We start from the raw sequence: 26,866 nt of genomic DNA on the forward strand, positions 1-26,866 counted from the left end.
GACCTCGTCTTCATCCTGTTCCTCAAAGATGGGCACCAGATCCGCTTTGCTCGGGTCAACCGGTCATACGACAAACCGATCCCAGCCAGCATAATGCTCACCGCTACGCTTGCCTTGAGGCAGGCTCAGTCCGATCAAGAGCAGGCCGGCCACAACCGACGCCACCGTTCCGGCAGACGACGCCCCCGCAAGGAGGAATGGCGCCGCGACAAGCCAGGCACCGAATGCAGCATTGATGAAGCGGAGGGCGCGCGCGACTTCCGCAGTCGCGATGATTGCCACCGTAATCACCAAAGCACCCACCACGTGATCGCTGTTAGCCATCGCGCCCTCGCTGCCAAGCGTGATCCTTGTCAGCATCAGCCAGGCTCCCAGAGCCGTGCTGGCCATCAGGGTCCAGGGGAAGGTCACGCCGCGCACCGTGTTGTTCCAGATCGAGCGCGCATCGGTCATATAGTCGGTATCGTCGATTTCGCCGTGTGACACTGCGCCGCCCTTGAAGAAGGTTCGGATAAGCGGTTTGCCTTCCTTTTTCGACCAGTAGAGATACTGTCCCATGGCGATGACCTCATCGAGCGAGAACGGGATCATGATGAGCATCGCAAGGGCAGCGATCAGAGCCGGCGTACTCCACGTTCCGATCATGATCGGCTGAATGATCACGAAGTAGATACTGACCACGCCCAGCGGAATGACCAGAATGCCGAAAAAGGTGACCATCCACGGCATCGTGCGCCAGCGCGCGCGGGTTCCCATGACCGCCATCAGGATTTCGAGCACATAGCTGACCGCGCCAAGCCCGGCATCCGGGATCGGCCAGGCCTTGGATACATCCGAAGTGATGATTTCCTCGGTCCCGTTCTTGGGATCGGCGAGCGATCCGGAAAAAAACGGTTCCCACGCCACATCGATATGGCCAAGCTGGTAGGAGGTGAGCATGCGCGATATCAACAGGCCGATAATGCCCATCGCAACAATCGGGAATCGCTGGGCATCTGTCGAGGGACTGTAGGTCCACCCGGGCGGGATGGACTTCTTGTCCATCATCCCTTCCATGCTCATGCCGGGCATCATTGGCACCAGCACCGAAAATGCGATCGCCAGTGTACCGACAAGCAGATTGGTCAGATATTGGGCCGCGCTCGGACTCCAGAAGAACAAGGGCGCGAAAAGCAGCCAGATGCCGATGAAGGCTGTCGCCCACTGTCCGAACCAGGCGGTGCGCTTCGAAAGCGACATCGCGCCGAAGATCATCAATACGATCCCGCTCAGCATATCGCTTAGGGCAAGAGCGTTGGCCCGCCATTCGATCGATGGCAAACCCCGCTCCAGAGTGACCGCTACGACCGACGCACGGGCAGTATCGGCGGATACGACGTCATAGACACCCGGACTTGCAGCGAGCCACAGGCCGAGCCCGATGACAGCAAACTGCGTCCAGCGGGTACCACGCTGGGGGCCGTCCATGTCGTGCATGTCGCCGTCCATCTGGTGCCCATCATGAGCCATATCGGTGTCATGCGATTGGGGCCGCGCCGGTTCGGTCTTCCCTGCATCCGAACTCTTTGGATGCCAAGCCACGCGGGACGTGTTCAGCTTATTCGTTTCGTACCAGTCCTGCGGGTCGGCTTTCAACGCGTCGATGATGGTCGGAAGCGTGTCGCGGAGCGAATGTTCTGGCTCCCACCCCAACAGGTTCCGGGCACGGGAGATATCAAGGATGTAGTGAGCATTGGCATCATCGACCATCCATTGCTTGATGAATCCGTCATGGCCAAGGACTTCTTCCTCGATCCACGTGCCCAGTTTCGCCACGCTCTTTGGAATGCGCACTGTCGTCCATTCCTCGCCGTGGATCCGGCAATGGACGATGTCCTGAATCTCGGCGTAGCCCAGCGTTTCGGGCTCGCCGACAAGTATCGGCGTCTCGCCCTCGAGGTCAGCGCGACGCGCGATAGTCTGCTCGACCGCCTTGGTCAGATCTTCAAGATGCAGTGCCGACTGCGCAGCGCACAACATGCCCGGATACAGATGCGCCGACACGCGGTGCTCATACACGCCGGCAATCTGCTCGGCGAGAAAGGCGGAATGCCCCTCGTCGTCGTAGACCCCGGCAAACCGCAGGAATACAACCGGAATGTCGCCACGGTTCTCGCGCAGTACCTGTTCCGCATCGGCTTTCGACTGGGGGTAAGGCCAGGTTGGTCCGAGCGGGCTCGATTCGTCGATACGTACGCCCGGCAGCGGTTTGGGCTCGTGTACAAGCATTGAGCTTGCATAGATGAACTGTTCGATGTCGAAGGCCTGCAGCGCCGTGATCAGTCGGCGTGAACCCTCAACGTTGACCTTCTCGTAGAGAGGATTGGGCTCGCCGGTGATATCGAAATAGGCGGCCAGATGGATACAGGCAGCAAGCTCGTTTCCGAAATCGCCCCTGACCTTTTCGAGGGCAGCAGCCACGGACGCGTCATCGCCGAGATCCATGGAATAGGAGGCTGTGAGATCGGGATTGTCCTCGACGGGAGACCGGTCGAGACCAATGACGCGATATGCGCTGCCAAGGCGCTGCGTCAGCGCGCGGCCAATATATCCGTTCGCGCCAGTAATCAGAACGATACGCCTGTCCATGGGAGTGCCCTCGATTTAATAGCCGGAAGATGTTCCACTTCCGTACGAAGCAGACGGCAGCCGCCCCCTTTCAAAGAGCGGCTGCTGTATATCGTCGCCCTAACAACAGCCGGAGGATTTCCCATCTGCGCGTGATTGGGAAACTTCCTGCACGAGCTCGGCCGTCTTTGCATCGTTACCGGTACGGGCGACATCGGCTTGCGAAACCATGCCGCAGCATTTCCCGTCATCGTCGATAACCGGGACACGGCGAACCTGGTTTTTTTCCATGGACGCCAGACAGTCTTCCAGAGAGGTATCGGGGGTAACGCTCACGACCGACCGGGTCATCACGTCTCCGACGCGTGTCTCCGCCGACATTCCCTCGCCCACAGCCCGGCAACACACGTCGCGATCGGTGATCACACCGACAAGACCACCATCATCGTCGACGACCGGAATTTGCCCACAATCATTGTCGACCATGAGCCTGGCAGCGTCCTGAAGGCTTTGGTCTTCCTTGCAGCATGCCGGATCGCTAGTCATTATTTCGCTGGTTTTCATCTGTTTCTCCAAAGGTTTGGCGTTCCGTTCGATGGGAAGCCGCATCCGCCTAAGGAACTTTGGGAGACGTGACCGCCGCATCGAATCGTCGGGTTCTGCAAACCTAGTGCTTACCATCGTTGGAAGGTCAAGGCCGGCTTGCGAGATTCCATTCTTCCAACAATTCGTCGCCAGGTCGGTTTCCACCCCCAAGGCTGAAAAGACTAAGCATGGGTTTGTTTCAATTGATTGCCCGAGAGCAGCCACGTGCATAGCCCGTCCCCAGCGAGGCCGATCCAATGGTTTAAGCTCTGTCTACTCCTTGGCCCCCAAGAACCGGAAGCTTCAAGCCCCGCAACCGCAGAGCATTCCCGATCACCGAAACCGATGACAGGCTCATCGCTGCCGCAGCGATCATCGGGTTCAGCAGCAAGCCGGTAAAGGGAAACAACACACCTGCGGCAACCGGAATGCCCAGCGTGTTGTAGGCGAAGGCAAAGAACAGGTTCTGTCGGATATTGCGCATGGTCGCGCGCGACAGGACAATCGCCTGCACCACGCCGGTCAGATCGCCGCGCACCAGCGTGACGCCGGCGCTCTCGATCGCCACGTCGGTGCCGGTGCCCATGGCGATGCCGACATCGGCAGCCGCCAGCGCAGGCGCATCGTTGATCCCGTCGCCGGCCATCGCAACACGGCGTCCGTCGGACTTCAGCCTCTCGACCTCGCGATGCTTGTCTTCGGGCGAGACATTGGCGTGCACTTCGTCGATGCCCATTTCCCGCGCGACTGCTTCAGCAGTTCCCCGGCTGTCGCCTGTCAGCATGACCACGCGAATGTTGCGCGCATGTAATGCGGCGATGGCGTTGGCGCTTGTCGGCTTGATCGGATCGGCCACGGCGATGCGACCGGCGGGCCGCCCGTCGAACGCCACGAACATCACCGTTTGCCCCTGAGAGCGACCGCTTTCCGCCGAGCCAAGCCAGGTCTCGTCTTCGACCCCAACACGCCGCATCATCTTCTCGTTGCCGATTGCAACGCGGCGGGCACTAACAGTCGCCTCGACGCCTTCCCCCGTGGTAGAAGCCAGGTTCGTTGCGCTGGCCGGCGACACCCCGCGCGCCCGCGCGCCCTCGACGATTGCGTGAGCAAGCGGATGTTCGCTGCCCATCTCGACGCCCGCGACCGCGGCAAGGAACTCGGTTTCATCGATGCCTTCAACCGGATGAACGGCCACCAGGTCGGGTTTACCCATCGTCAGCGTCCCGGTCTTGTCGACTACCAGCGTGTCGATCTTTTCCAGCGTTTCCAACGCCTCGGCATTACGGATCAAAATGCCGTGCTGCGCGCCCTTGCCGGTGCCGGTCATGATCGACATCGGCGTAGCGAGGCCGAGAGCGCATGGACAAGCGATAATCAGGACCGCGATGGCATTGACGAGTGCATAGGCGAGTGCTGGGGCAGGACCCCAAATCGACCAGACGATAAAACTGGCGATTGCGATAACGACGACTGCAGGTACGAACCATGCGGTTACTTGATCGGCCAAACGCTGTATCGGCGCCCGGCTACGCTGTGCTTCGGCAACCATCTGCACGATTTTGGACAGCATCGTGTCCTTGCCGACATTGATAGCCTGCATAATGAAGCCGCCGGTCTGGTTCACAGTGCCACCGATAACCGTGTCGCCAGCGAATTTTGCCACGGGCAGCGGTTCGCCGCTGATCATGGATTCGTCTATCGCACTCGATCCTTCCTCGATTTCGCCATCAACCGGAACCTTGTCGCCTGGCCGCACGCGCAAGCGATCCCCTGTTGTCAGCTCATCGAGAGGAACTTCGCGTTCATCGCCCTCACCAAAGATCTTGACGGCGCTGGGCGGGGCAAGCTCAAGAAGCGCTCTAAGGGCACTTGAAGTCGAACCACGCGCTTTCAACTCCAACACCTGGCCAAGGAGGACGAGCGTGGTAATAACCGCGGCAGCCTCAAAGTAGACGCCGACGCGCCCTGATTGGTCGCGGAACGCTGCAGGAAAAATGTCCGGTGCTACCGTCGCTACAACGCTGAAGAAATAGGCGATCGCCACGCCGAACCCGATCAGCGTAAACATGTTCAGATTGCGGGTTTTCACGGATTGGATGGCGCGAACGAAGAACGGCCAGCCGCCCCACAGGACAACGGGTGCCGCCAATAGCAACTGAGCCCATTGCGCCCAGACTGGCTCGATCAGACGTTCGAAACTAATCCCTGGGATGAGATCGCCCATTGCATACGCAAACAGCGGTATGGTGAAGAGCGCACTCCACCAGAAGCGGCGACGCATATCGACAAGCTCGGGATCAGGCCCGTCGTCGAGACTGACGGTTTCAGGCTCGAGCGCCATGCCGCAGATCGGGCAAGACCCGGGCCCCGGTTGACGTATCTCGGGATGCATCGGGCAGGTGAAAATCGTACCCTCCGGCACGTCCTCCACCGCGTCGAGATGCGCTCCTGAGAGATAAAGCTCCGGATCAATCTCGAATTTGTCGAGACAGCGCGACGAGCAGAAATAATGCTCAGAGCCCTCGTAGCAGGCCATGTAGTTGGCGCCTTCGATTGTAACGCTCATTCCGCAGACCGGATCGATCGCTGTGCCTTCAATAACGCTTTCTTTCTTGCTCATGACCAGCCCTTCCTAGCTTTTCACCACGACGAACTGCCCCATCATTCCGGCATCCTCATGCTCGAGAATGTGGCAGTGGTACATATATGGCAGACCCGGGTCCGTGTGTTCCTCGAACCGTAATAGCAGGCGCACTTGCTCCCGCGGGTCGACGATGACCGTATCCTTGTAACCAGTCTCCAATGGCGGCGGAGTGCGGCCGTTGCGGTCGATCACGCGGAACTGCGCGTTATGAATATGAAAGGGATGCGCCATCATCGAAACATTGGCGATTTCCCAGATTTCCCACTGACCGACGGGCACCCGCTCGTTGATGACATTCATGTCCATGCTGGCACCATTGATAGACATCCCGCCGCCCATCATTCCCATATCGAGCACAAACCGCCGGGTTCGTACTGCAAGTGAAGGGTCGAATGCTGGTAGCGCAGCAAGCTGCGACGGCAGGTTCCTTCGCGGCGAGGAGTCAGAGGGTCTGATATCGAGGACGCGGAACGGCTCGTCCATCTCGGTATCGTCGCGGCGTCGGCCCATCATGCCGCCGCCCATCATACCGCCGCCGTTGCCCATCATGCCCATCGAATTGTCAGGACTGGTCGCCACAAGACTGAGTGGGCGCCCCTCGGCAAGATCGACGAGGATCTGCGCACGCTCACCCGGAGCGAGCCTGAGCGAGCGGACCGCATGCGGACGATCCAGCAAGCCACCATCACTGGCGATGAGCTGCATGGTCTGACCACCGGACAGCGAGAAATCATAGAAGCGTGCGTTCGATCCGTTGAGGATGCGCAAACGCAACAAGCCAGTGCGTGCATCGAACACAGCGTTATGCGTGCCGTTGACGTAGATACGATCCCCGCGCACGCCCATCATCTGCGCATGCATGTTCTGCGGATAGAGGAGCTTGCCAGAGCTATCGAGCAAGCGGTCCTGAACAATAAGCGGAATATCATCCACGCCGTATTCGCTCGGCAGATCCAGCGCGCCCTCTTCATCATCACGGACATAGATCGGAGCGGCAAGACCAGCATAGACCTGCGGTCCCGTGCCGCGATGCAGGTGCGAATGATACCAATAGAGAGAGGCACGCTGGCGAACTTCGAAAGATGGGCTCCAGCGGGCGCCGGGGCGGATCAGCTGGTGCGGCCCGCCGTCCGCAGCGGCGGGAAGTTCGAACCCGTGCCAATGAACCGTTGCTCCTTCGTCCAGGCCGTTGTCGACATGCAACCGGACGCGCTCGCCGCGGCGCATCTCCAATGTCGGACCGAGATAAGGCGCGTTTACACCGATCGTAGGCGAAACGACCCCGGGAACGAATTCCTTCTGCCCTGCGGATATCGACAGTCGAAAGACCCGTTCGCCTTGTTCGACAATTCCCTGATCGAGCTTGGGAATGGCGAGCGAATTGGCTCCGGCCCCATCGGCACCAAGCAGCGAACTTCGCGCTTCGCACGCAGACAAGGGAAGAGCCATGAGGCCCGCAGCCGCTGTGCCGGCCCGTCCCAGCAAGGCACGTCGGTTTAGGCTGGATGCGTTCGCCCACTGGTCCATTTCACTTGCTCCGGAGATATTTAATCAGCGCAGCGATGCCCAACACAAGAAGGATGGTCAGCAATAAGCAGAACAGACCCATGATCCCCATCATGGCTGCTGGCATGTCACCGTTCATCATCGTACTTCTCCTATCATACCGGCCCCGGGGATACGGTCCGGGGCCGGCTCGCAAATTACTTCTTGGTGATCGAAGTGATCGTGTTGCCGCCTTCACCGGTAGTGAATTCGAACGAGATCGCGTCACCAACCGCCACGTCCTGACGCAGCTGTTCGTCGGCTTCGAACCCCATCGTCATGGCGGGCCATTCAATCTCGGGGACAGCGCCGTGGTCGACGGTGATCGTTCCCGCGTCGGCGTCGATGGCGGTGACGGTTCCTTCGGCGCTGGCGGTCTGCATCGCGCCGTCCGATCCCATCATCGCCATGTCGCCATCGTCCATAGACATCTGGTCATCTGCCATCTGCCCGTCCGCCATCGGCATTTCGTCCATCGCTTCGGTATTGTCGCCGGAATCGCAGGCAGCGAGTGCCAGCGGCGCTGCCAATAGGGTCACGAGGGTTGTAATACGCATTCTTCTTCTCCTTCAGAGGGTTTGGACCGTTTGGTCCGGGGGCGCCGCATCAACAGATATGCAGCGGGAAGTACGAACATCGAGAGCAGGGGAGCAGTGATCATCCCGCCAATCATCGGGGCCGCGATACGGCTCATCACCTCGGACCCGGCGCCGGTGCCGATCAGGATCGGAAACAGTCCGGCAAGAATGACCGCTACGGTCATCGCCTTGGGCCGCACGCGCAACAACGCGCCTTCGCGGATCGCCTGATCAACCTCATCTTCCGAAGGGTTGGGAGGGCGTTCCTCCAGCGCCGCTTTCAGGTAGATCAGCATGACCACGCCGAACTCTGCCGAAACACCGGCAAGAGCGATAAAACCGACAGCAGTCGCGACCGACTGGTTGTAGCCGAGCATATACAGAAGCCAGAACCCGCCGGTCAGCGCGAAAGGCAATGTACCCATGATCAGCAGCGCCTCATCGAAGCGGCGGAAGATCAGATAGAGCAGCAGGAAAATGATCGCGAGCGTCGCCGGGATAACGATCTTCATACGCTCGGCAGCGCGAGTAAGATATTCGAACTGCCCAGCGTAGGATATGCTGACGCCCGCCGGAAGATCGACTTCTGCCGCGATCGCCTCCTGCAGATCGCTGACGACCGAAGTGAGATCTCGTCCGCGAACATCGATATAGACATAGCTCGTCGGTCGACCCTGCTCGCTTTTGAGCATGGGCGGCCCGCTACTTACGCTAATTTGCGCTACGCTACCCAGCGTGATCTGCTGCCCTGACGGTGTCAGGAGAGGAAGCGCTCTGAGTTCGCCCACGCTGTCGCGGATTTCGCGCGGATAACGCACATTGATCGGATAACGTGCCAGCCCTTCGACCGTGCGTGCGACATTGGCGCCGCCGATCGCGCCAGATACGATCATTTGAACGTCGTCGATGTTGAGGCCGTATCGGGCAGCAGCCAAGCGATCGATATCAACGTCGACATAGCGCCCGCCCGACAATCGTTCGGCCAGGGCTGAGCTCACGCCCGGCACCTGCTTCCCGACCTGTTCTATAGCCTGCGCCACCCGGTCGATATCGCTAAGATCCTCACCCGAAACCTTGACCCCGATCGGGCTCTTGATCCCGGTCGCGAGCATGTCGATCCGGTTGCGGATCGGTGGCACCCACACATTGGCCAGACCCGGCACCTGTACCACGCGGTCGAGTTCCTCGACCAGCATGTCGGGTGTCATACCTTCACGCCATTCGTCGCGCGGTTTGAACTGGATGGTGGTTTCGAACATCGTCAATGGCGCTGGATCAGTCGCCGTGTCGGCACGGCCCGCCTTGCCGAATACCGTTTCGACTTCAGGCACTGATTTGATCAAGCGGTCGGTCCGCTGGAGGAGCGCAGAAGCCTGCCCGGGAGACAGGCCTGGAAGCGCACTGGGCATGTAGAGCAGATCACCCTCGTCGAGCGGCGGAAGAAACTCGCCACCAAGCCGGGTAAAGGGGACGAGTGTCGTCGCGAAGACCAGCGCCGCAATGACCAGCGTTGCCTTCGGCCGGCGCATTACCCAGTCCAGACCCGGACGATAGGCGCGGGTCAGGCCCCGGTTCAGGATGTTCTTGTCTTCGGGCGGAATCTTGCCGCGGATCATCCAGCCCATCAACACAGGGACCAGCGTAATCGAAAGGATTGCTGCACCGGCCATGGCATAGGTCTTGGTGAAGGCGAGCGGCGCAAACAGCCTGCCCTCCTGCGCCTGGAGGGTGAACACGGGAATGAAGGACAAGGTGATGATCAGCAGGCTGTAGAACAGCGCCGGGCCAACCTCCTTCGCTGCATCCCCGATGACCCGCCAGCGTTCGTCGCCCGCCAGCACGCTGTCGGGGTTTTCATGCGTCCAGCGCTCAATATGCTTGTGAGCATTCTCGATCATGACGATCGCGGCATCGACCATCGCGCCGATCGCGATGGCAATGCCTCCAAGCGACATGATGTTGGCGTTGACCCCTTGAAAGCGCATGACCACGAAAGCGGCGAGCACACCCAGCGGTAATGTAACGATGGCAACCAGCGCCGAACGTACATGCCACAGGAACAAGGCGCATATCAGGCCTACGACTATGAACTCCTCGGCCAGCTTGGTGGTGAGATTCTTGACCGACGCATCGATCAGTTGCGAGCGGTCATACGTGGTAACGATCTCCACGCCGTCGGGCAGGCTTTGCTGAAGCTGTTCGAGCTTCGCCTCGACCGCGGTGATTGCGGATCGCGCGTCGGCCCCTTGACGCAAGATCACCACCCCGCCGGCGACCTCGCCCTGACCGTTGAGCTCCGCTATCCCGCGCCTCAGCTCGGGTCCGATCTGGATGGTCGCTACGTCGCCCAACGTCACCGGGACTCCTCCACTTGCGACTTGCAAGGGGATCGCCCGAAAATCATCGAGGCTGCCAAGATAGCCGGATGAGCGCACCATATATTCGGCTTCGCCCATCTCGACGATCGAGCCGCCCGCTTCCTGGTTGGAAGCCCGAACCGCCTGCACGACGTCGGCATGCGTCACACCGAGCGATGCCATCCGATAGGGTTGCAGGACAATCTGATACTGCTTGACCATACCGCCGATACTGGCGACTTCGGCAATGCCGGGAATGGTCTTGAGCTCGTAGCGCAGGAACCAGTCCTGCAGACTCCGTAGACCCGCCAGATCGTTGCCACCGGTTCGGTCGACGAGCGCGTATTCGTAGATCCAGCCTACACCTGTGGCGTCGGGGCCGAGGCTGCTCTCCACGCCTGCGGGAAGCTGCCCTTGCACTTGGTTGAGATATTCGAGCACGCGCGAACGCGCCCAGTAAAGGTCAGTCCCGTCCTCGAAAATGACATAGACATAGCTGTCACCAAAGAACGAGTATCCGCGCACGGTCTTGGCTCCGGGTACGGAGAGCATCGTCGTCGCCAGCGGATAAGTGACCTGATCCTCGACGAGCCGGGGCGCCTGACCGGGATAATTTGAGCGAATAACCACCTGAACGTCGGATAGGTCAGGCAGTGCATCCACAGGCGTGGTCCGCACGGCCCAGAACCCCGCGAGCGCGATGGCGATCGAAGCCAATACGATGAACATGCGATTGGCGATCGAGCTTTCTATTATGCGCGCGATCATTGGTCGCCTGCCTTCCTGATGCCGGTGAGGCGTGGGCCGTCCGTTCCCTGTACGAACTGGAACGAGACGCGGTCGCCGCGCTTGAAGCCGCGCACCTGCGCTGCCCCCTCGGTCGCGAACGTCATTGTCATCGCCGGCCATTCGAGCGCGGCAACGGGCCCGTGCCGCAAGGTGATATTGCGGGCAGTTATACGCTCGATAGTGCCGCTTGCCCGGTAGGTGCGCGGCTCGTCAGCATCGTCCTGCGTTTCGCTTGCACCCGCGGCCGTCGGCACTTCGTCGATGCCGCGGACATCGAGCCCCGCGAGACTGGCTTCGGAATCAAGCAGGAACTGGCCCGATGTGACTACTTCCTCGCCCGGCGCGAGGCCCGCGAGTATCTCGGTCCGACCGCCCGCTTCACGGCCAATCTGCACCTCGGCAGGGCGATAGCCACCCTCGTCCTGCGCCAGCATCACGATCGTGCGTTCGCCAGTGCGGATAATTGCTTCGGAAGGAATTAACACCGCTTCGCGGCGAGCCGGAGAAAGCGAAACCTGTGCGAACATGCCAGGACGCAGTCGAAGGTTGGGATTGCGCAGTTCGGCCCTAACGGTGAGCGTTCGACTGGCCTCCTGTGCGCTGGGCAATATCGCAGTAATCCGCCCCGCGAAACGTTCCCCCGGATAAGCAGTTAAAGTCGCGCTTACGGGCTGGCCAACCCGTACGTCGGCGGCAAGGATTTCGGGAAGCGCCGCTTCCAGCCAGATCGGATTGAGTCCGGTGATTTCGGCCAAGGTCTGGCCCGCGCTCACGCTCATTCCCGGTCGCACACCGAGCATGGTAACTGCGCCCGAAGAAGGCGCCGTAATCGTCAGGGTGGAACGTGGGCGACCACTGCGCGCGACCGACGAGATTACGCCATCAGGCATTCCAAGAAGCCGCAACCGTTCGCGCGCCGCGCGAGTAAGCGCTTCATCGCCGGTCGCGGCGACCGCCAGATATTCCTGCTGCGCGCCGCCCCATTCGGGAATCAGCAAATCCACCAAAGGGGTACCCTGTCTAATGATGTCATCGGGCGCATGGCCATAGGTTCGTTGCACGAAGCCGCTGGCGCGGGGCTGCACGATCGACACCTCCCGGGCATTGTAAGCGAGTGTGCCGGTGACGTTCGTCTCGGGTTCGAGCACGCCCATTTCCGCTTCGGCCGTTCGAATGCCGAAATTCTGCACGAGCTGCGGATCGATGCTGACGCCCCCCGCTCCGGCACTGTCTCCACCGGCGCATTTCGGGACCAGTTGCATGTCCATGAAAGGCGACTTGCCCGGCTCGTCGAAGCGCTGATCAGGCACCATCGGATCGTACCAGTAGAGCACTTCCTCGCAGCCTGCTCCCGCTGCGGCGCTGTCTCCGGTCGAAGCACCGGAGGAACCTTCCCCAAGCTGGGCGATGCCGTAGCCGGCGCCGAGGCTCACAAGTACTATGCCGGCTGCAAGCGTGTAGGACTTTTGGCGAGGGGTGAGTTTTTGCCAGGCGGCTTTCATTGCATGTGCTCCCGGTAGGTAAGTCGCAAAGTCGCGGCGGCTTCGACCGTCGCTTCTTCGCGTTCGAGGATTTCCAGTTCGAGTAGAGCCAAGGCTGTCCGGGCCTCGATGACGTCGATCAGATCGGCGCGACCTGCAGCAAAACTCGCCATTTCAAGGTCTGCCCTGTCACGAGCGAGGGGCAATAGTTCCTCGCGGGCACGCTGCCATTGGCGCGCCGCGCTGCGCCAGGCAGCGAGATCGGCCGCGAACTGGGCTTCAAGTTCGCGTAGCTCGTCCGCGCGCTCGGCCAGCGCCGCAGCCGCTTGCGCTTCGGCCGCGGCAATGCGTGGCTCCTGCCGCCGACCGGCGAAGATCGGCAATGTTACCGAACCCATGACCGAGACGACATTCCCGAAATCGGGATTTCGCCGTCCGAAGCTGACATTGACGCCGAAGTCGGGCCTCTTTTCCGCCCGGGCAAGATCGATGGCTGCGCGGGCCCTTTGCTTGGCAGTGTCCGCCAGACGGATCCCGGGGTTGCTCTCTAGCGTAGTGCGCAGCTCGATCGGATCGACATCGGCGGGCGGTACCGGACCTTGCGCCACCGGCTCCTCCCCTGCAATATACCGCGTCAACCGCGCCTGCGCCGCTTCCCGATCGGCTTCGATGCGCGTCCGGGCATCGTCTATCTCGAGCAGTGCACGGCGGATCTCGAGGCTTTCCGCAGGGCGCGCCGAACCCGATGCGACTGCGCTGCGAGCAACCGGCACGAGCTCGCGCAATTCATCCTGAGCCTCGACGGCCAGCGCCAGTCGCTGCTGCGCATAAGCCAGTGATATCCACGCGCGACCAGCGGCGACTTCGACATCCCGGCCAACAACGCCGAGGCGAGCTTCGGCCAAGCGGATATCCGATACCGCAAGCCCAGCCCTCGCGCGTCGCTTGGCTAGATTGGGAATTTCTTGCTCGACACCCACCTGGACTTGGGTCGGAAGCTGCCGGTCGAGATCGAACGCCGCCGGCCCGGTGACCGGCAAATTGACGATGCCCGCTCGTAGCCGCGGATCGGGCAATTCGTCTGCAGCCTCCGCCGCGTTCCGCAGAGCTTCCACCTCAAGTTCACGCGCCTGCAGGACAGGCTGTTCGACGCGGGCCGCGCGCAAAGCCTCTTCGTAGCCGACAGACTGTGCTTGCGCTCCTTGAGCGACAAATATGAGAGCCACGAAAGCGCAGCTGCTTCGCCATTTCATTGTGTAACCTCGTAGAATTTCTGATGCTGGACAGTCCAAGGCTTCTCGCTTCGCGGTGCGAAGCGAGCGGATATAGACTATTCCAGCTTGTATTACGGCACCATGGCACCGACTACAGAAGACTAGATATCGAGGTTAACTTGTGGAGGGGGGGATTCGGGTGTGAGCAGGCGTCCCTGGAGACCCATCAGATCGCCCGTCAGATAGATCTCACGATCGGCCCGCAAAGGAACCATACTCTTATCATTGGTGCCGGGGATATTTGCTGGCGCAAGACATCCCATCGCGACGACGCAATCGAGTGTCCTCTGGTCGCATGGAGGTTCTTCGGACGAATTGCCATCCGTCACCCCTTCCATGATCATATCGCCCATTTCCGAGCAATGGACGGTCCCGGCTGCCCCCAACTGTGGAACCGCCGCCGCTTGGGCAGCACTTTGTACAAAAAGGCCGAGGCCAAAAAGTACAACAGCAAGGAAACGACCTATCGACACTCTTTTGCGATAAGTCGACCACCGATTAAACGCAAGTGCGAAGACCGATTGATGGCCCGAAAATTTCATGGCGTTCCACGCCTGCTGACGAAAGCTTCCCGATGTCACGTTGAAGTCCGTCCTTTGATTCAATCATGGAAGCGATGGATAAGCATCTTAGCCTTAGCCTCGGTCACCAAGAGTTTTGGATGACGGTGCGACCGTCGAAGAACAGATAGCGCTGTGCGCTGAAACCGGCGGTGAGCCCTTCTGCGAATATGCGCATTAACGGACCATCCTTCAGCCTGCCTGCGCACAAGGTCGAAACGGAGCGGCGCCGAACTGGATAGATCGGCGCCCGGTTCCGCGTCACCTCTCATCCTGCGAGGACGCGGGCATATCCCGCGAGGCCGACATGTCTTGCGAGGCGGACATGGCCTCCATGCGTTCCATCATGGCTTTGCAGTTTTCCATCATCGCCATCATCTTGCGGCGCATTTCCGGATCCTGCATCATCGCCATCATCTCGCCCATCGGCATTGCCCCTTCCGCGCCAGCTTCGCTGCCCATGTTCATGTGTGAATCGGCATCCTGTGGAGCACGGTCAGCCTGTTGGGCGAGTGCGGCGGTGGAAACGAGACCAAGAGCGACAGCAGCGCCGGTCAACATTGTTTTGAAATTACGATTCATTGGTATTCTCCTTAGATTATACGGTGACAAAGGGAGGCGCTCAATCAACTTTGGGTGCCCGAGCCCTCTGGGCCCGTGCTTTTCATACCCTTCATGCACATGGCCATCATCGCCAGGCATGGGAACAGGTAGAGCAGGGGCAAAACCGCCGCGAACCCGAACCACATCGAACCCAGTATTGCTGCGCCTAGAGCGAGAACGACGCTTGCGGCGATCAGCCACTTCGTCTTGGTCGACCAGCGTGCAGGGCTCGCGCAACTTTTGCCTCCCGATGACTTCGAGGTCGCCGCCTGAAGCTGCTGGGCTCCTAATTGTGGCGTCCACGGAACAAGCGCGGTGGAACTCGACGTCATTTGGGTACTCCTCGATTCGTCCTTGATAGCCACAAGATGGGCCTTCCCATCATGGGAAGGTCAAGGCCTTTCTCAGAGTTTTCTGAAATGGAAGAAAGGGTGGCTTTCTTGGCGCTAGCGCACACTGTTCGTCGGCAATCGCTCGGCTTCGTCTGGTCCGCCGTGCTAAACGGCATAGAGTGCACCGGCGCCGTATCTAATCGACAACCGGCGCACTCTAGACGTCGCCGAAATCAGCGTCAGCAACAAAGCTATGGTACATGATTGCGGTGACCTGCTTGAAGCAAGGACCTAAAAATTGCCTAGCAACATCCCGCCGAAGCGGCTTCCTTTGTAGGCTCCGAGACCTCGCGGACCAGATCGCCCGTTTCGCTCTTCTCGGCGTTTTGCGCAATGTCGGCCTGCGAAACGATGCCGCAGCATTTGCCTCCATCGTCGACCACCGGAAGTCGGCGGACCTGGTTGTCCTCCATTTTCTTGCAGCAATCGTCAACGCTCGTGTCAGCGGTGACTGTCACAGGGGATGGGGACATCACATCCGCAACCCGCGTGTCGGCTGATTTGCCCTCTGCGACGCAGCGGCATGCGATATCGCGATCGGTTACGACACCGACGAGGGCACCGGTTTCATCGACGACGGGAATTTCGCCGCAATCGTTATCAACCATCAGCGTCGCGGCATCCTTGACGCTATCTGATGGGCTGCAGCAGGCTGGGTCGGCTGTCATGACATCTCGGGCTTCCATTGTTCATCTCCACTTTGGTGTTTCGGCGCATTTATGCGCTCGCGTAGTAAATGATCTAAAAAAGCTCTCGGTTCCAATTACATCCGCGACCCGTTGCGTATGCAAGCCGGTTCGCTTGGCGCTCCCCGAACACACGCCTTTTCAATTGATCGGGGTACCGGCCTATTGCAGGCGCCCGGGACCGAACCGATGATCTAAAGCGCTCGCACAATCGGACGGACTACCCTGCGCGAGGTCGCGAAGGATCGGGCAGTCGGGCCTATCGTCATCGGTACACTTCGCCGCCAATTCATCGAGCGTGGCAACCATTGACTGCATCCCGACGATCTTTTCGCGTAGACGCTCAATATGAGCGCATGCCACCGCCCTTACATCGGCGCTGGCGCGGCTTCGATCCTGCCAAAGTGCAAGCAATTCCTGGATTTGCTCCACAGAAAAACCGAGATCTCGGGCACGGCGAACGAACCGAAGCGTGTGGACGTCTCGCGGCTCGTAAACCCTGTACCCCGAAGCCGTCCTTTCCGCTGGCTCAATCAATCCGGTTTTTTCATAATAGCGGATCATCTTGGCCGAGACGCCGGATTTGTCGGCTGCCTGCCCGATGTTCATGATCATTTCTCCTTCATATTGGCACAGTCCCGCGAATTGGTATTTTCTCGGCACTTTCCAAGCTTCCAATGATGGGATGCAATTTTACCCTATCAAGTGCCGAATCCCCTTACCGGCCGACCCAGGTAGGTGGCAAAAGCCTGCCCGTCGTATCGACGCGATTTTCTCTTATGCGCTCCGGCTGATCAGGCCACCCTGGTCGGGCGACACTTACCGCCCCCTATTCGACAGCGTAGACCGACCGCTCGCCGCCCTGAGCCAAAGCAAAGATGGTGAAGGGGCTGGATTTTGTTCCACCCATCCCTGGGGAGCCAGCGGGCATTCCGGGAAGCGTTATACCATTGAGTTCCGGACGCTCAGCCAGCAGGCGGTCGAAGCTTCCGATCGGCACATGCCCGTCAACATAATAGCCTCCCACGAACGTGGTGTGGCAGCCCCCCAACTCTTGCGGAATACCTTGCCTCTGCTTGATTAACGCCAAGTCGTTGGTCGCTTCGACCTTCACTTCGTAGCCATTTTCCCGCAGATACGCCGCGTAGCTTTCGCAGCAGCCGCATTGCGGATTCTTGAAAAGGGTCGCAAGCGGCTTCTCGGGGGGCGCTGCAAGGGCCGGTGTTGCTACGAGAACCGCCAGTGCGGCGAAGATTTCCACTACATTTCTCATCTTTCGTCTCCTTTGATCTAAGTCACTCTGACTGTCGCCATCATGCCTGCGGCCTGATGTTCGAGTATGTGGCAGTGGAACATCCAGTCTCCGGGATTGTCAGCCACGAAAGCGACTTCCACAATCTCGTCTGGTGCTATGAGCACCGTGTCCTGCCATTCGCGATATCGCGTCGGCTTGCCGTTTCGGGAAAGTACTCTGAAACTGTGCCCATGCAGATGGATGGGATGCCACCAGGCCGTCTCGTTACGAAGGGTCAGAATGACACTCTCGCCTCTGGGTAGGGTCAGAACGGGGTCGAGATTGTGGCCCGAGGCCGCCACGCCATTTACGGTCCAGTCCATCTTGCCGGTCGCCGATGGTCCCATCATTCCACCACCGAACACAACTTCGTGGCGGGTCGACGTTTCTGTTTGCGGCTCAGGGATGGGATTAGGCGGCAACGCAATCGGAGTCGTCAACGGGTCTGCGCGCAGCGGTGTGTCCGAATAAACGACGTCCGTCAGCGCAAATTCGAGACCCTCATAGAAACTGTCTCCGATCGTGACGCGCGATCCGGGCGCGCCCTCAGGATCCAAAATCAGATCGATCCGCATTCCCGGAGCAATGTGCAGCGCTCCATCGACCTCGTGCGGAGCTACCGGCTGTCCGTCCAAGGCAATGATCTGCGGATTGAGACGGGAAAAATCGAGCGCGAAGATCCGCGCGTTCGCGGCATTGATCAGCCGCAGTCGGATGCGCTCCCCGCTGCGGCTGCGGCGGACGCCCGTTGATCGTCATCGTGTTACCAACGCGGCCGGACATGAAGGCGTCGGACGGATTCCCGAAATCATCATTTATCTGACCATCTGCACCGATCCGCCAGTCGTCGAGCATCCAGGTTATATCCCTGTCCACTACGATCGGGTCACGCTCTTCGACGATCAGCGGGGCATAAAGACCTCGCGCGACCTGTTCGAAACTACGGTGATGAGGATGATACCAGAACGTGCCGGCATCCTGAGGCACAAAATCATAGGTGAACGACTGGCCCGGCCGGACCGGATCCTGGGTCAGATGCGGCACACCGTCCATCGCATTGGGAACACGCAAGCCGTGCCAATGAATGGTAGTGTCCTGCGCAAGGCCATTGTCGAGCGTGACGCGCAGACGCTCTCCCTGCCTGATGCGGATTTCAGGAGCCGCCACCTGGCCGTTGTAGACCCATACGTCGACCCCGCCCTGCGCATTGCCGAGGAGCGGCACAGTCGCGGGGGATGCGCGCAGACGCATATCGACCGGTCCGCGGACCGCAGATCCCGCCATCACGCTGCCGCCACGCTGCATGAACAGCGCCGCAGTGCCAGTCACGGCCACCGCTCCGCCACCCGCGAGAAAGCCGCGGCGGCTCAGCTTTGCAATTTTCATTGCCATGATCTGGCGCCTTCCGATCAATCTACACTCGCCTTCCAGTAGCAAAGATAGGGCTTCCCATCATGGTAAGGTCAAGGACCGTTTTCAGGGAAGCCCATGATCGGCCCGGCCCCAATTCGCGCGCAGGAGGCCCTCACCAATGACCTCCGCGATGAGAATTCTCCTGTCGTTGCCTGCGCCGAGGCAGTTCATCGGATAAGTTCAACTGTCACACAGTCCGGCAAGGGAAACTTTCGCGCTCATGAACGTTGGTCGCATTAGACGAAAAGCAGCCTAATGCTTTTGAAACGGAGATATATCGCATGAACAAAATCGCCTTGGGTATAATGGCTGTCGCCTCGCTCGCGCTTGTTTCGTGTGGCGAGGAAGGCGCCACGCAGGAGCCTCGCGACGGCACGAGAGCAGACGTATCAGCGGGTTCAGGAGATCAGACGCCAGCAGGTGAGATCGAGGGGCCTCTCCACACAGGGAGCGGTGACGTCACCGATATCGATGGCAGCCGTATTACGATCTCGCATGGCCCGGTCGAGACACTCGATTGGCCCGCAATGACCATGACCTTCGTGGCCCAATCTTCCGACATGATCGACGAATTCTCCGTAGGCGACTCCGTGAACTTCGAATTTGGCCAGAGCGGTGAGACTTATGTCATCACGGGGATTACCAAGGATGCGGTATAAAATCGCCTTGAGTGAGGGGTGAAGCCGCTTCGGGCGTAGAAGGCGTATCGACACTGCGGCTTCGCCGCAAAAAAGGGAGAGACAATCATGGGTGACGGTTCGATGATGGGAGGCGGCATGATGATGATCGGCATGGGCTTGGTCTGGTTACTGGTAATTGTCGCCCTGCTGCTCGTGATCGCTGCGCTTATTAAATATCTGCGGAAGTGAGCCCTTGCATATGATTATCGGCTTGCGTCTCGACCTTCGCACGATGGCATTTCGCACATGAGTGATCCAGACAAGCCTGTCGTGATCGTCACCGGTTCGAGCGGATATATCGGGTCAGCCATCGTCAAGAAGCTAGCAGTCAATTACGACCGGTTCGTCGTTTAACGGTTCTGCATGGTAATAGCGCAGGCTTGAAATAGGATGGTGAGGTTTGGATCCTATAAATACGGGTAGGCCCGAAGCAGTGTGGCGAGGCGCGCATCCCGCCCTGTGGATCGCCATTTTCGGCGGACTGATTGCCTTCGCCTGGGAAATGTTCCAGCTCCCGTTCTACAGCACTGACGGGCTTGGTCCTGTTGAAGCCGCATACCGATGTGGTCTGGCATCGTTCGGTGACGCGGGCATCATGGTGGCGGCCTATCTGGGCGCCTCGTTGGGAAACCGCCGAACACCTTGGCTTGTCGACTGGCCAATATCCCGCTTCCTTATCTATCTCGCCATTGGTCTGGCGATAACATCCGTGGTCGAAATATTGGCCGTTGGGTCTGCCTGGGGCTGGACCTACAGTCCCACTATGCCGCTAGTCCCTGGGACAAAGATTGGACTCGTTCCCATAATCATGTGGGTCCTTGTCCCGACCGCGACCCTTTGGCTCTCACGGAAAATGGGACTTGGGTCAGCCTAGTCGAAGCGATCGAAAGTGAGCACCGGTCGCCAGGATGAGCAGCGCTACGAATTGCATCAAGACTGTCTCCACCAGGAGAGAAAATCGTCGCCCCGTCGCCGAGAACATCATCATCTCCCTGAGTCCACCACGAGGAAGGTTTTGGTGGACCAGCACTTATGCGGCTACCTGCAATAATCAAAAGCGGTCAGCCTTCAACGGGCTTTGTAAGGAAGTCAGCCTTAGCCGGCACAGGTCGTACAATAACGTAACTGCCTCTTGGATTTCCTTCTCAGGTAGAGCGCAGCTCCCCGCGCGCCTGCGCAAACACCTCGATGCTGCCCCAGAGAGCAAGGCCCGCCATGATCGCGGCGACAACCAGGTCGGGCCATGCGCGCCCGGTTCCGAAGACCCCCAGCGCCGCACCCAGAACCGCCACATTGCCGATCGCGTCGTTGCGCGAGCAAACCCACACCGAGCGCATGTTGGCATCACCCATGCGAAACCGGAACAACATCGCGGCAACCGCGAGATTCACCGCAAGCGCGACGGTTCCGATAATGCCCATGGTTCCGGCGTCCGGCGAGGCACCGACAAAGAAACCCCAGATCGCGGAGCCAAGCACCCATAGCCCGAACGCCAGCATGGTCGCTGCTTTGGCAATGGCTGCGCGAGCGTGCCACGCAAGCGCCATTCCGGCAACGCCGAGACTTATGGCGTAATTTGCCGCATCGCCCAGAAAATCGAGTGCGTCTGCCTGCAATGCACGCGAATCAGCAGCTAGGCCCGCCACGATTTCGACGCCGAACATAACCGCATTGAGAATGAGCGCGATCCACAGGATACGACGCCACAGCGGATCATTATTCGCCTCGCGGTCTTCGACAAAACCGCAGCAATTTTTTCCCATTCGTTCGACTCCTTGTATCGGATCGCCTTATGCACCTTGTAGTCGCTACAAGGTCAAGCGATCGGGGGAAGGTATGTATGCGCATCGGTGAACTCGCCCGCGCGGCGGGCGTAAAGGCGGAAACCATCCGTTACTATGAACGCGAGGGCGTTCTCGCGTCCCCGCCCCGCACACAGGCCAACTATCGCGACTACGGTCCCGAGCACGCCCGGAGACTGAATTTCATTCGCCGCGCGCGCGACCTGGGGTTTTCCATGACGCGCATTCGCGACCTTCTCGAACTGGCCGACGACCGGTCGCGGGCCTGCCATGCGGTCGACACGCTGGCACGCGCGCACCTGTGCGAAGTCAACCGCAAGATTGCCGATCTGGAGGCTCTCCGAAGGGAACTGCGCCGGATGCTGGAAAACTGCGAGCAAGGAACGGTCGGCACCTGTCTGATCATTGAAGCGCTCGCCGAGGGGACTGAAGCGTGAACGCGATATGGATCTATCCCCTTGCCGCGTTCGCCGAGATTGCGGGGTGCTTTGCGTTCTGGGCCTGGTTCAGAATGGACAGGAGCGCCTGGTGGCTCCTTCCCGGAGTATTGGCGCTCGTGTTGTTCGCCTATCTCCTTGCTCGCATTGAGGCGGATGCTGCAGGGCGAGCCTTCGCCGCCTATGGCGGCGTCTACATCACCGCGTCGCTTAGCTGGCTCTGGCTCGTCGAAGATACTCGGCCGGATCGCTGGGATGTGTTGGGAGCATCGATATGTCTCGCCGGCGCTGCGATCATCCTTTTTGCGCCACGCGCGGCCTGCAAGGCTGCGGAGAGTTTCTGGAAAAGAAAGCACCGACCCACCTCTCAAGGCACGCGATTGTACTGCGAGCGCTTAGGCCCGCGGAAGAATTGATGCGCCTCGGCGTTCGCAACAGCCTTGCCGCAGAGTATCTCGCTTTGCCGAATCCCGAGCAGCATTTGCTTTCGAGCTCAATTCACCTTTCAAGTCAGTTCTCGCCTGCGGGCACGCAAAATGAAGGGCGGGCGCGAATATCAGCGCCAAAAGCCTCACGCGGAGTTTAAAAACTGACCCGAGCACCACCCACAATGCGCCGCGGGACCCCCGGACGCAGCCCGAAGGGGCGCCTGCTCACGGCGTATTGATTGTCGAGAACATTGTCGACGCGCGCAAACAGGGAGAACTTGTCAGTAAGCGCGTAACTTCCCGCAATATCGAAGACGATGCGATCATCGATCCTCTCGTTTTCAGCAACGGCTCCGCTTCCTGGATCGTCGCGCAACTCGGAAATGTAGTTGGCGCCAACGGTGGCTGCCGCGCGTCCCATGTTTACCCCCGCTTCGGCATAAAGCTGATGGCGCGCGATGTAAGGCAGGTCATCGCCTTCGTTCACATCGCCAAAGAATTCGCTGTCGAAGCTGCTGTCGAATTCTGCATCCGTAAACGTGTAGGCAAGCGAGAGCGGGAACGAGACCGAATTGGAAAGACGAGGTTCCGCAGCCGCCGACAGTTCCAAGCCTTTGACCGTAACCGCGCCGCCATTGAACTGATCGCCAATGTCACCGACGCTGCAGCCCACGGATTGAGTGCAGTTGCCCAGAAGGTTCGAGTAGTCGTTGGAGAAGCCGATCGCGGCGACCTGGACCCTGTCGCTCCGATAGCGGACCCCGGCTTCGTAGTTCCAGCTTTCCTCGGCCCGTGCATCAGGATTGCCGGGACCGGGAGGCGAGAAACCGCGCGACACACCTGCCAGCAATATGGCATCACCCAACTCGTAGGTGGCGCCAAGACCTGGCAACCACTGATCAATATTGGTCTGACGGACACGTGTAGGCCCATTCGAGCGATCCGGGTCGAACCCGGCATAGTCGAGCCGGGTCAGATCAATCCCTTCATACCTCAAGCCGGGAGTCAGTGTCAGGGCACCGATTTCGATCCGGTCCTCGATATAGAACGCAATCGCCTTTGCTTTCGCTTCGCGGTTGGCTTGCTGACCAAGATCGGTCTGCCGTTCGAAGACGAGATCGCCCCCGATCTGCGAGTAGAATTCCTCGTTTTGCAGCCTGTCTTCCTCATCTTCATGGTAGCGGAAAGATACGGCTAGGTTGTGCCTTGCGCGGCCAGTTTCGAACGGACGCTCGAGCGAAATCTGAGCGCCCTCGCTGCGATAGACCCGGTTGTTGTTGCGGATGCGAACCGCACCTGTGGCACTATCAGCCCCGCGCAAGATGCTAAGCGCCCCGGCGTTGTCATCGGGATTATCGAAAACCGCGCTAATTGAATCGAAGCTGCCATCGTCATCGAAGTCGATATCCTGGAGCTTGGACCAACTGCGAGCAAAGTCGTTGCGGTACAGAGTGGCGGTGATCCTCGTTTCGTCAGAAAACGCTAAACTACCGGCAACGCGATATTGATCATGCTCACCCGTGAAGGCGTCGCGCTGGCTCGCCGCATAGCGACGATAGGGGGCCGCCGCGAAATCGTTATCGGCCAGTCCAAGGTAGGTCTCGTTGGCTTCAAGGTCCGATCGGCCATAGACGAATTCCAGTCGCGCCTCGACGGGCGCGGCCGGTGCCGTGTGAACAGCCAGACGTCCACGGTAATCCTGGCGCTCGAAACCGGTGTCGGCGTCCGGGCGCCCATCGACCGTCTTGAAGCCGTCGCTGCCCTGTTGATAGGTTTCAAGCAGCGCGCCGACATAGTCCGTGTCTCCACCGACCCAGGCCTGTCCCTGATAATAGTCGCGCGACCCGTATTGCCCGGAAGCGTAGCCGGCCAGCCCGTCGGTCGGAATGTCGGTCGACCGGAGGTTGACCGCCCCGCCGATCGTACGGGGGCCATAGCGAATGGCGGCAGCGCCTTTCGTGACTTCGACCGCCTGCATGCGTCCGATGGCCGGGAAATAATACGCTGCCGGGGCGGCATAGGGAGCAGGCGCGATCAGCACGCCGTCTTCCATGAGCGTGATATTGCTCGAACGTTCGACCGGACTACCGCGCAGACCGATGTTTGGGAACAAGCCGAACCCGTCTTCCTCCTGCGTATTGACGCCGGGGATTTGCCGCAGGACGCGATTTACATCCCCATGATCGAAACGGCGCAGATCCTCGCTGTCGATAAGATTCGCCGACCCGGCGATCCGGTAAGGATCAATGCGGCCACCGATTACGATAATCGATTCAGCCGGATTCTCCCGGCGGTCCTCTGCGACCTGCCCTGCGCGCAGCTCTTCGCCATCAGACCCGGCAGTCTCCTGGGCCAGAGCCGGTGCGGACAGAGCAATTGCGAGGGACGAGACGGCAGCGCGATACATAAAGACTTCCCTGTTTTTGATTGTGGAGCCCGCCACTATCTTTATTGCGAGTGCCTCGCAAGAGCAAAAGCGCAATTTGAGCAAGATTTGTCGATGGCGCTAATGCGGGTAGTCGTGCGGCGCAACGTGCTAGGTTTTGCAACACCTAGGAGGCAAGGATGCGCGCGCGCCGCCTGAGCTTCGAAGAGCAGGTCTGGCGGCCGGCTAAGTCTCTTTGCTCCGGGGCAACCGCAATACATTTGAACCTCGAGTAGCGTTGGTCCTCCGTGTTGCCGAGCCGATGGCAAGGCCGAAAGTCGTCGAGGTCTGCTGTAGGATTGTTCAACAATCACACACACCCATACCTAGCAGCTGAATCTTGCGGGATCGGATTTTTGGTATTTCAGCAATTGCCGTGAGCTACAGCTGCCATCGACATGCGCATACGGCTCTAGCGCTAATCGTTTCCACTCTCTTCATGCGGATGCGCAGTTCGGTGCGCAGGAACAAGATCGGGTTCGCAGTCCATTTCAAGGCACGCTTCGAATGTGGCGTGCTCGATCTGAAACTCTTCTTTCAACATCGATCTTGCCCGGGCCTTCACTTTCTCGAATTGCTCAAGTGAAGCGCCTTCAGGGGTTACATGCGTTTCCAGCGCCCGGTGATGCTCGCCGATCGACCAAACATGAACATGATGTACTCCGTCGATCCCATCCAAATTTTCGAGTGCCGAAACGATCCGATCAAACTCCAGCTCGTCGGGAACCGCGCCCATCAAGAGCCGGACTGTCCGCGGCATCAGGGTCACCCCCTGCCAGATGACATAACCGGCGATGATCAGGGTGATGATCAGATCCGCGATGTAGAGATCGTATAGCAGGATCAGCGCGCCAGCGACGATCACACCGACCGACGCGAGAGCATCGGAGACGTTGTGCAGAAAGGCCGCCTTCATGTTGATGCTGTCATGCGAACCGCGATAGACGATGAAGGCAGTCACCAGATCGATGACCAGCGCTATGCCCGCCACGCCTATGACGGTCCATCCCTCGACCGGTTGGGGATCGGCGAACCGGTTGATTGCCTCCACCAGCAGGTAGAAGCCGATGATAAGCAGGGTCGTGAGGTTGATGAGTGCGGCGACGACTTCGCCTTGCGCATAACCGAAGGTCAAAAGTTTGTCGGCGGGTCGCCGCCCGATTTTGCGCGCGAACCAGGCCAAGCCAAGCGAAGCCGCATCGCTGAAATTGTGCAAGGCGTCGGCTATGAGCGCGAGCGACCCTGAGACGATCCCGCCAATGATTTGTGCAACTGTAAGCAAGACGTTGATCGCCACTGCAAAGATCAGCTGGCGATCGCTGAGATTTTCTTCGCCGTGACTATGTCCGGCGTGACCGTGGGAATGCTCCATTACTCGCGTCCCATTGTGAGGGGTTCAATGCTAAACGCGACTGCCGGTCGCTCTGCGGGATGCTCCAAACCCGAATTCGGAAGATCCACCGCGTCTGATAATTCATCAAGCCCGGCGAAAATGAGTGCGAGAAGGGCGAACCCGACGAGAAAAGCAAGAAGCGATTTGAAGTGCCCCGCTGTGTGTGCCGCTTGATGAAGAAGCAAAGCTCTTACCGCCGCAGCCAGGAGTAACCCTGCAAGGACGGTGAGGAGCCAAAGCAGCCCGAAACTATCGACACTGTGTACCATCCAGAATGCCAACAGCGTAGAACCGATGAAGGCCAGAGCGAGACCGACGTGTAGCGCGATGCGGTCCATTCGGCTTGAGCTAGCGGCTATGAACCTGGAGCCAATCTGGCGACTGACCAAGATATTCGCCGTGGCTAACCCCGCCGCCGTGACTATTGCCAAAGTCACGGAAGCGGCTGCTGTAATACCGAGCACCAAACCATAGCCGATCAGATCGACGATTGAGATGATCGACGATGCAGCAACATTGGACAAATCCTCGTCATGATCATGCTGCTTTCTTTTGCCGTCCGCGAAACGGCCTCTGAGATAGCCGGCTGCCTTGCACAGAAGAACATAGGCTCCTCCACCGAGCAAAAAGAGCACAGGGATGGCCCAGCTGTCGACTGCCGATTGGACGAACGGCGTAACCGCTAGCGCAGCGGTCGCAAACAGAACGCCCGCAGCAGCAGGATACAACAGATCGGACCGGCGCAATCCCGCCCCCACACGTTCGACCCACAACGTCCCTACGACCAAGCCGGTGCTTGCGAATATCGCAAGAAGCAAAACATGCGATCGGCTTTGTGTCTCAAAGATAGTGTCGAAAAGGCTCATTAGCTTTTCAAACCCCGTACCGCCGGA

Annotated in this window: 21 protein-coding genes and 3 pseudogenes; 4 read left to right on the forward strand and 20 right to left on the reverse strand. The window is 59.4% G+C overall.

All coding sequences use genetic code 11. The features are described 5' to 3' along the window. Window positions 1-63 precede the first annotated feature (63 nt). The 16 genes and pseudogenes from J2S32_RS08845 to J2S32_RS15830 all read right to left on the reverse strand — a co-directional run. Complete coding sequence (locus tag J2S32_RS08845) at window positions 64-2,628, reverse strand: NAD-dependent epimerase/dehydratase family protein (protein ID WP_253520348.1); 2,565 nt, start codon at window positions 2,626-2,628, stop codon at window positions 64-66. Window positions 2,629-2,727: 99 nt separating this feature from the next. Further along, window positions 2,728-3,171: a CBS domain-containing protein gene (locus J2S32_RS08850; RefSeq protein WP_253520350.1), complete on the reverse strand. Its 444-nt coding sequence runs from the start codon at window positions 3,169-3,171 to the stop codon at window positions 2,728-2,730. A 283-nt stretch (window positions 3,172-3,454) separates the two neighbouring features. Further along, window positions 3,455-5,812, reverse strand: a complete 2,358-nt coding sequence (locus tag J2S32_RS08855) for a heavy metal translocating P-type ATPase (RefSeq protein ID WP_253520353.1) — start codon at window positions 5,810-5,812, stop codon at window positions 3,455-3,457. Between the two features lie 12 nt (window positions 5,813-5,824). Continuing rightward, complete coding sequence (locus J2S32_RS08860; protein ID WP_253520355.1) at window positions 5,825-7,285, reverse strand: multicopper oxidase family protein; 1,461 nt, start codon at window positions 7,283-7,285, stop codon at window positions 5,825-5,827. A 254-nt stretch (window positions 7,286-7,539) separates the two neighbouring features. Then, the gene (locus J2S32_RS08865; protein ID WP_253520357.1) at window positions 7,540-7,938 is read right to left on the reverse strand and encodes a copper-binding protein; all 399 of its coding nucleotides are present in this window, start codon (window positions 7,936-7,938) and stop codon (window positions 7,540-7,542) included. Next, a complete protein-coding gene (locus J2S32_RS08870; RefSeq protein ID WP_253520359.1) occupies window positions 7,917-11,084 on the reverse strand; it encodes an efflux RND transporter permease subunit in 3,168 nt (1,055 codons plus the stop codon). The genes J2S32_RS08865 and J2S32_RS08870 overlap by 22 nt, the downstream gene beginning before the upstream one ends. Continuing rightward, window positions 11,081-12,607, reverse strand: coding sequence for an efflux RND transporter periplasmic adaptor subunit (locus tag J2S32_RS08875; protein ID WP_253520361.1), 1,527 nt, complete (start codon window positions 12,605-12,607; stop codon window positions 11,081-11,083). The genes J2S32_RS08870 and J2S32_RS08875 overlap by 4 nt, the downstream gene beginning before the upstream one ends. Next, window positions 12,604-13,812: a TolC family protein gene (locus J2S32_RS08880; protein WP_253520364.1), complete on the reverse strand. Its 1,209-nt coding sequence runs from the start codon at window positions 13,810-13,812 to the stop codon at window positions 12,604-12,606. Before J2S32_RS08880 ends, J2S32_RS08875 begins: the two co-directional genes overlap by 4 nt. Window positions 13,813-13,961: 149 nt before the next feature. Continuing rightward, window positions 13,962-14,402, reverse strand: coding sequence for a hypothetical protein (locus J2S32_RS08885; RefSeq protein ID WP_253520366.1), 441 nt, complete (start codon window positions 14,400-14,402; stop codon window positions 13,962-13,964). A gap of 279 nt (window positions 14,403-14,681) precedes the next feature. After that, on the reverse strand, window positions 14,682-15,002 hold the full coding sequence (locus J2S32_RS08890) for a hypothetical protein (RefSeq protein WP_253520368.1): 321 nt from the start codon (window positions 15,000-15,002) through the stop codon (window positions 14,682-14,684). Window positions 15,003-15,657: 655 nt separating this feature from the next. Further along, window positions 15,658-16,083, reverse strand: a complete 426-nt coding sequence (locus J2S32_RS08895) for a CBS domain-containing protein (protein ID WP_253520370.1) — start codon at window positions 16,081-16,083, stop codon at window positions 15,658-15,660. Window positions 16,084-16,263: 180 nt separating this feature from the next. Then, entirely contained in the window at window positions 16,264-16,710 is a 447-nt protein-coding gene (cueR, locus tag J2S32_RS08900) for a Cu(I)-responsive transcriptional regulator (protein WP_253520372.1), read from the reverse strand. Between the two features lie 220 nt (window positions 16,711-16,930). Next, a complete protein-coding gene (locus tag J2S32_RS08905; RefSeq protein ID WP_253520375.1) occupies window positions 16,931-17,374 on the reverse strand; it encodes a DUF411 domain-containing protein in 444 nt (147 codons plus the stop codon). A gap of 17 nt (window positions 17,375-17,391) precedes the next feature. Continuing rightward, window positions 17,392-17,970: a multicopper oxidase domain-containing protein gene (locus J2S32_RS08910; RefSeq protein WP_253520378.1), complete on the reverse strand. Its 579-nt coding sequence runs from the start codon at window positions 17,968-17,970 to the stop codon at window positions 17,392-17,394. A 24-nt stretch (window positions 17,971-17,994) separates the two neighbouring features. Then, window positions 17,995-18,111, reverse strand: a pseudogene (locus J2S32_RS15825) (hypothetical protein); the annotation flags it as partial. 232 nt (window positions 18,112-18,343) lie between these two features. Next, window positions 18,344-18,787: pseudogene (locus J2S32_RS15830) on the reverse strand (multicopper oxidase domain-containing protein); the annotation flags it as partial. 302 nt (window positions 18,788-19,089) lie between these two features. On the opposite strand from J2S32_RS15830, the gene J2S32_RS08920 reads away from it, so the two are divergent. Both J2S32_RS08920 and J2S32_RS15715 read left to right on the forward strand, forming a co-directional pair. Next, window positions 19,090-19,467 carry a copper-binding protein gene (locus J2S32_RS08920; protein ID WP_253520382.1) on the forward strand — a complete coding sequence of 126 codons (378 nt, stop codon included), beginning with the start codon at window positions 19,090-19,092 and terminating at the stop codon, window positions 19,465-19,467. A gap of 87 nt (window positions 19,468-19,554) precedes the next feature. After that, window positions 19,555-19,677: a hypothetical protein gene (locus J2S32_RS15715; protein WP_301298760.1), complete on the forward strand. Its 123-nt coding sequence runs from the start codon at window positions 19,555-19,557 to the stop codon at window positions 19,675-19,677. A gap of 956 nt (window positions 19,678-20,633) precedes the next feature. Here the strand turns inward: J2S32_RS15715 and J2S32_RS08925 are convergent. After that, window positions 20,634-21,251: a cation transporter gene (locus tag J2S32_RS08925; protein ID WP_253520384.1), complete on the reverse strand. Its 618-nt coding sequence runs from the start codon at window positions 21,249-21,251 to the stop codon at window positions 20,634-20,636. A gap of 77 nt (window positions 21,252-21,328) precedes the next feature. Between J2S32_RS08925 and J2S32_RS08930 the strand changes: the two genes are divergently transcribed. Together J2S32_RS08930 and J2S32_RS08935 are read left to right on the forward strand one after the other, a co-directional pair. After that, window positions 21,329-21,727: a MerR family transcriptional regulator gene (locus tag J2S32_RS08930; RefSeq protein ID WP_253520386.1), complete on the forward strand. Its 399-nt coding sequence runs from the start codon at window positions 21,329-21,331 to the stop codon at window positions 21,725-21,727. Then, window positions 21,724-22,044 (forward strand): annotated as a pseudogene (locus J2S32_RS08935) (YnfA family protein); the annotation flags it as partial. The gene J2S32_RS08930 and the pseudogene J2S32_RS08935, both read left to right, overlap by 4 nt. A gap of 265 nt (window positions 22,045-22,309) precedes the next feature. On the opposite strand, the gene J2S32_RS08940 reads toward J2S32_RS08935, so the two are convergent. The 3 genes from J2S32_RS08940 to J2S32_RS08950 form a co-directional block, all read right to left on the reverse strand. Beyond that, window positions 22,310-24,562 carry a TonB-dependent receptor family protein gene (locus J2S32_RS08940; protein ID WP_253520388.1) on the reverse strand — a complete coding sequence of 751 codons (2,253 nt, stop codon included), beginning with the start codon at window positions 24,560-24,562 and terminating at the stop codon, window positions 22,310-22,312. A gap of 436 nt (window positions 24,563-24,998) precedes the next feature. After that, on the reverse strand, window positions 24,999-25,952 hold the full coding sequence (locus tag J2S32_RS08945; RefSeq protein WP_253520390.1) for a cation diffusion facilitator family transporter: 954 nt from the start codon (window positions 25,950-25,952) through the stop codon (window positions 24,999-25,001). Beyond that, complete coding sequence (locus J2S32_RS08950; RefSeq protein WP_253520393.1) at window positions 25,952-26,839, reverse strand: hypothetical protein; 888 nt, start codon at window positions 26,837-26,839, stop codon at window positions 25,952-25,954. The genes J2S32_RS08945 and J2S32_RS08950 overlap by 1 nt, the downstream gene beginning before the upstream one ends. Window positions 26,840-26,866 lie beyond the last annotated feature (27 nt).

This window comes from Qipengyuania citrea (genome assembly GCF_024171405.1).
In the GTDB taxonomy this organism is placed as follows: Bacteria; Pseudomonadota; Alphaproteobacteria; order Sphingomonadales; family Sphingomonadaceae; genus Qipengyuania; species Qipengyuania profunda.

What these genes read in the sequence shown, in the direction of transcription:
- J2S32_RS08905 (WP_253520375.1), bottom strand. Translation starts at nt 17,374, where the DNA reads ATGAGAAATGTAGTGGAAATCTTCGCCGCACTGGCGGTTCTCGTAGCA.
- J2S32_RS08850 (WP_253520350.1), bottom strand. Translation starts at nt 3,171, where the DNA reads ATGAAAACCAGCGAAATAATGACTAGCGATCCGGCATGCTGCAAGGAA.
- J2S32_RS08860 (WP_253520355.1), bottom strand. Translation starts at nt 7,285, where the DNA reads ATGGCTCTTCCCTTGTCTGCGTGCGAAGCGCGAAGTTCGCTGCTTGGT.
- J2S32_RS15715 (WP_301298760.1), top strand. Translation starts at nt 19,555, where the DNA reads ATGGGTGACGGTTCGATGATGGGAGGCGGCATGATGATGATCGGCATG.
- J2S32_RS08925 (WP_253520384.1), bottom strand. Translation starts at nt 21,251, where the DNA reads ATGGGAAAAAATTGCTGCGGTTTTGTCGAAGACCGCGAGGCGAATAAT.
- cueR (WP_253520372.1), bottom strand. Translation starts at nt 16,710, where the DNA reads ATGAACATCGGGCAGGCAGCCGACAAATCCGGCGTCTCGGCCAAGATG.
- J2S32_RS08875 (WP_253520361.1), bottom strand. Translation starts at nt 12,607, where the DNA reads ATGAAAGCCGCCTGGCAAAAACTCACCCCTCGCCAAAAGTCCTACACG.
- J2S32_RS08865 (WP_253520357.1), bottom strand. Translation starts at nt 7,938, where the DNA reads ATGCGTATTACAACCCTCGTGACCCTATTGGCAGCGCCGCTGGCACTC.
- J2S32_RS08890 (WP_253520368.1), bottom strand. Translation starts at nt 15,002, where the DNA reads ATGAATCGTAATTTCAAAACAATGTTGACCGGCGCTGCTGTCGCTCTT.
- J2S32_RS08950 (WP_253520393.1), bottom strand. Translation starts at nt 26,839, where the DNA reads ATGAGCCTTTTCGACACTATCTTTGAGACACAAAGCCGATCGCATGTT.
- J2S32_RS08940 (WP_253520388.1), bottom strand. Translation starts at nt 24,562, where the DNA reads ATGTATCGCGCTGCCGTCTCGTCCCTCGCAATTGCTCTGTCCGCACCG.
- J2S32_RS08930 (WP_253520386.1), top strand. Translation starts at nt 21,329, where the DNA reads ATGCGCATCGGTGAACTCGCCCGCGCGGCGGGCGTAAAGGCGGAAACC.
- J2S32_RS08910 (WP_253520378.1), bottom strand. Translation starts at nt 17,970, where the DNA reads ATGCGGATCGATCTGATTTTGGATCCTGAGGGCGCGCCCGGATCGCGC.
- J2S32_RS08855 (WP_253520353.1), bottom strand. Translation starts at nt 5,812, where the DNA reads ATGAGCAAGAAAGAAAGCGTTATTGAAGGCACAGCGATCGATCCGGTC.
- J2S32_RS08885 (WP_253520366.1), bottom strand. Translation starts at nt 14,402, where the DNA reads ATGAAATTTTCGGGCCATCAATCGGTCTTCGCACTTGCGTTTAATCGG.
- J2S32_RS08870 (WP_253520359.1), bottom strand. Translation starts at nt 11,084, where the DNA reads ATGATCGCGCGCATAATAGAAAGCTCGATCGCCAATCGCATGTTCATC.
- J2S32_RS08920 (WP_253520382.1), top strand. Translation starts at nt 19,090, where the DNA reads ATGAACAAAATCGCCTTGGGTATAATGGCTGTCGCCTCGCTCGCGCTT.
- J2S32_RS08895 (WP_253520370.1), bottom strand. Translation starts at nt 16,083, where the DNA reads ATGACAGCCGACCCAGCCTGCTGCAGCCCATCAGATAGCGTCAAGGAT.
- J2S32_RS08945 (WP_253520390.1), bottom strand. Translation starts at nt 25,952, where the DNA reads ATGGAGCATTCCCACGGTCACGCCGGACATAGTCACGGCGAAGAAAAT.
- J2S32_RS08845 (WP_253520348.1), bottom strand. Translation starts at nt 2,628, where the DNA reads ATGGACAGGCGTATCGTTCTGATTACTGGCGCGAACGGATATATTGGC.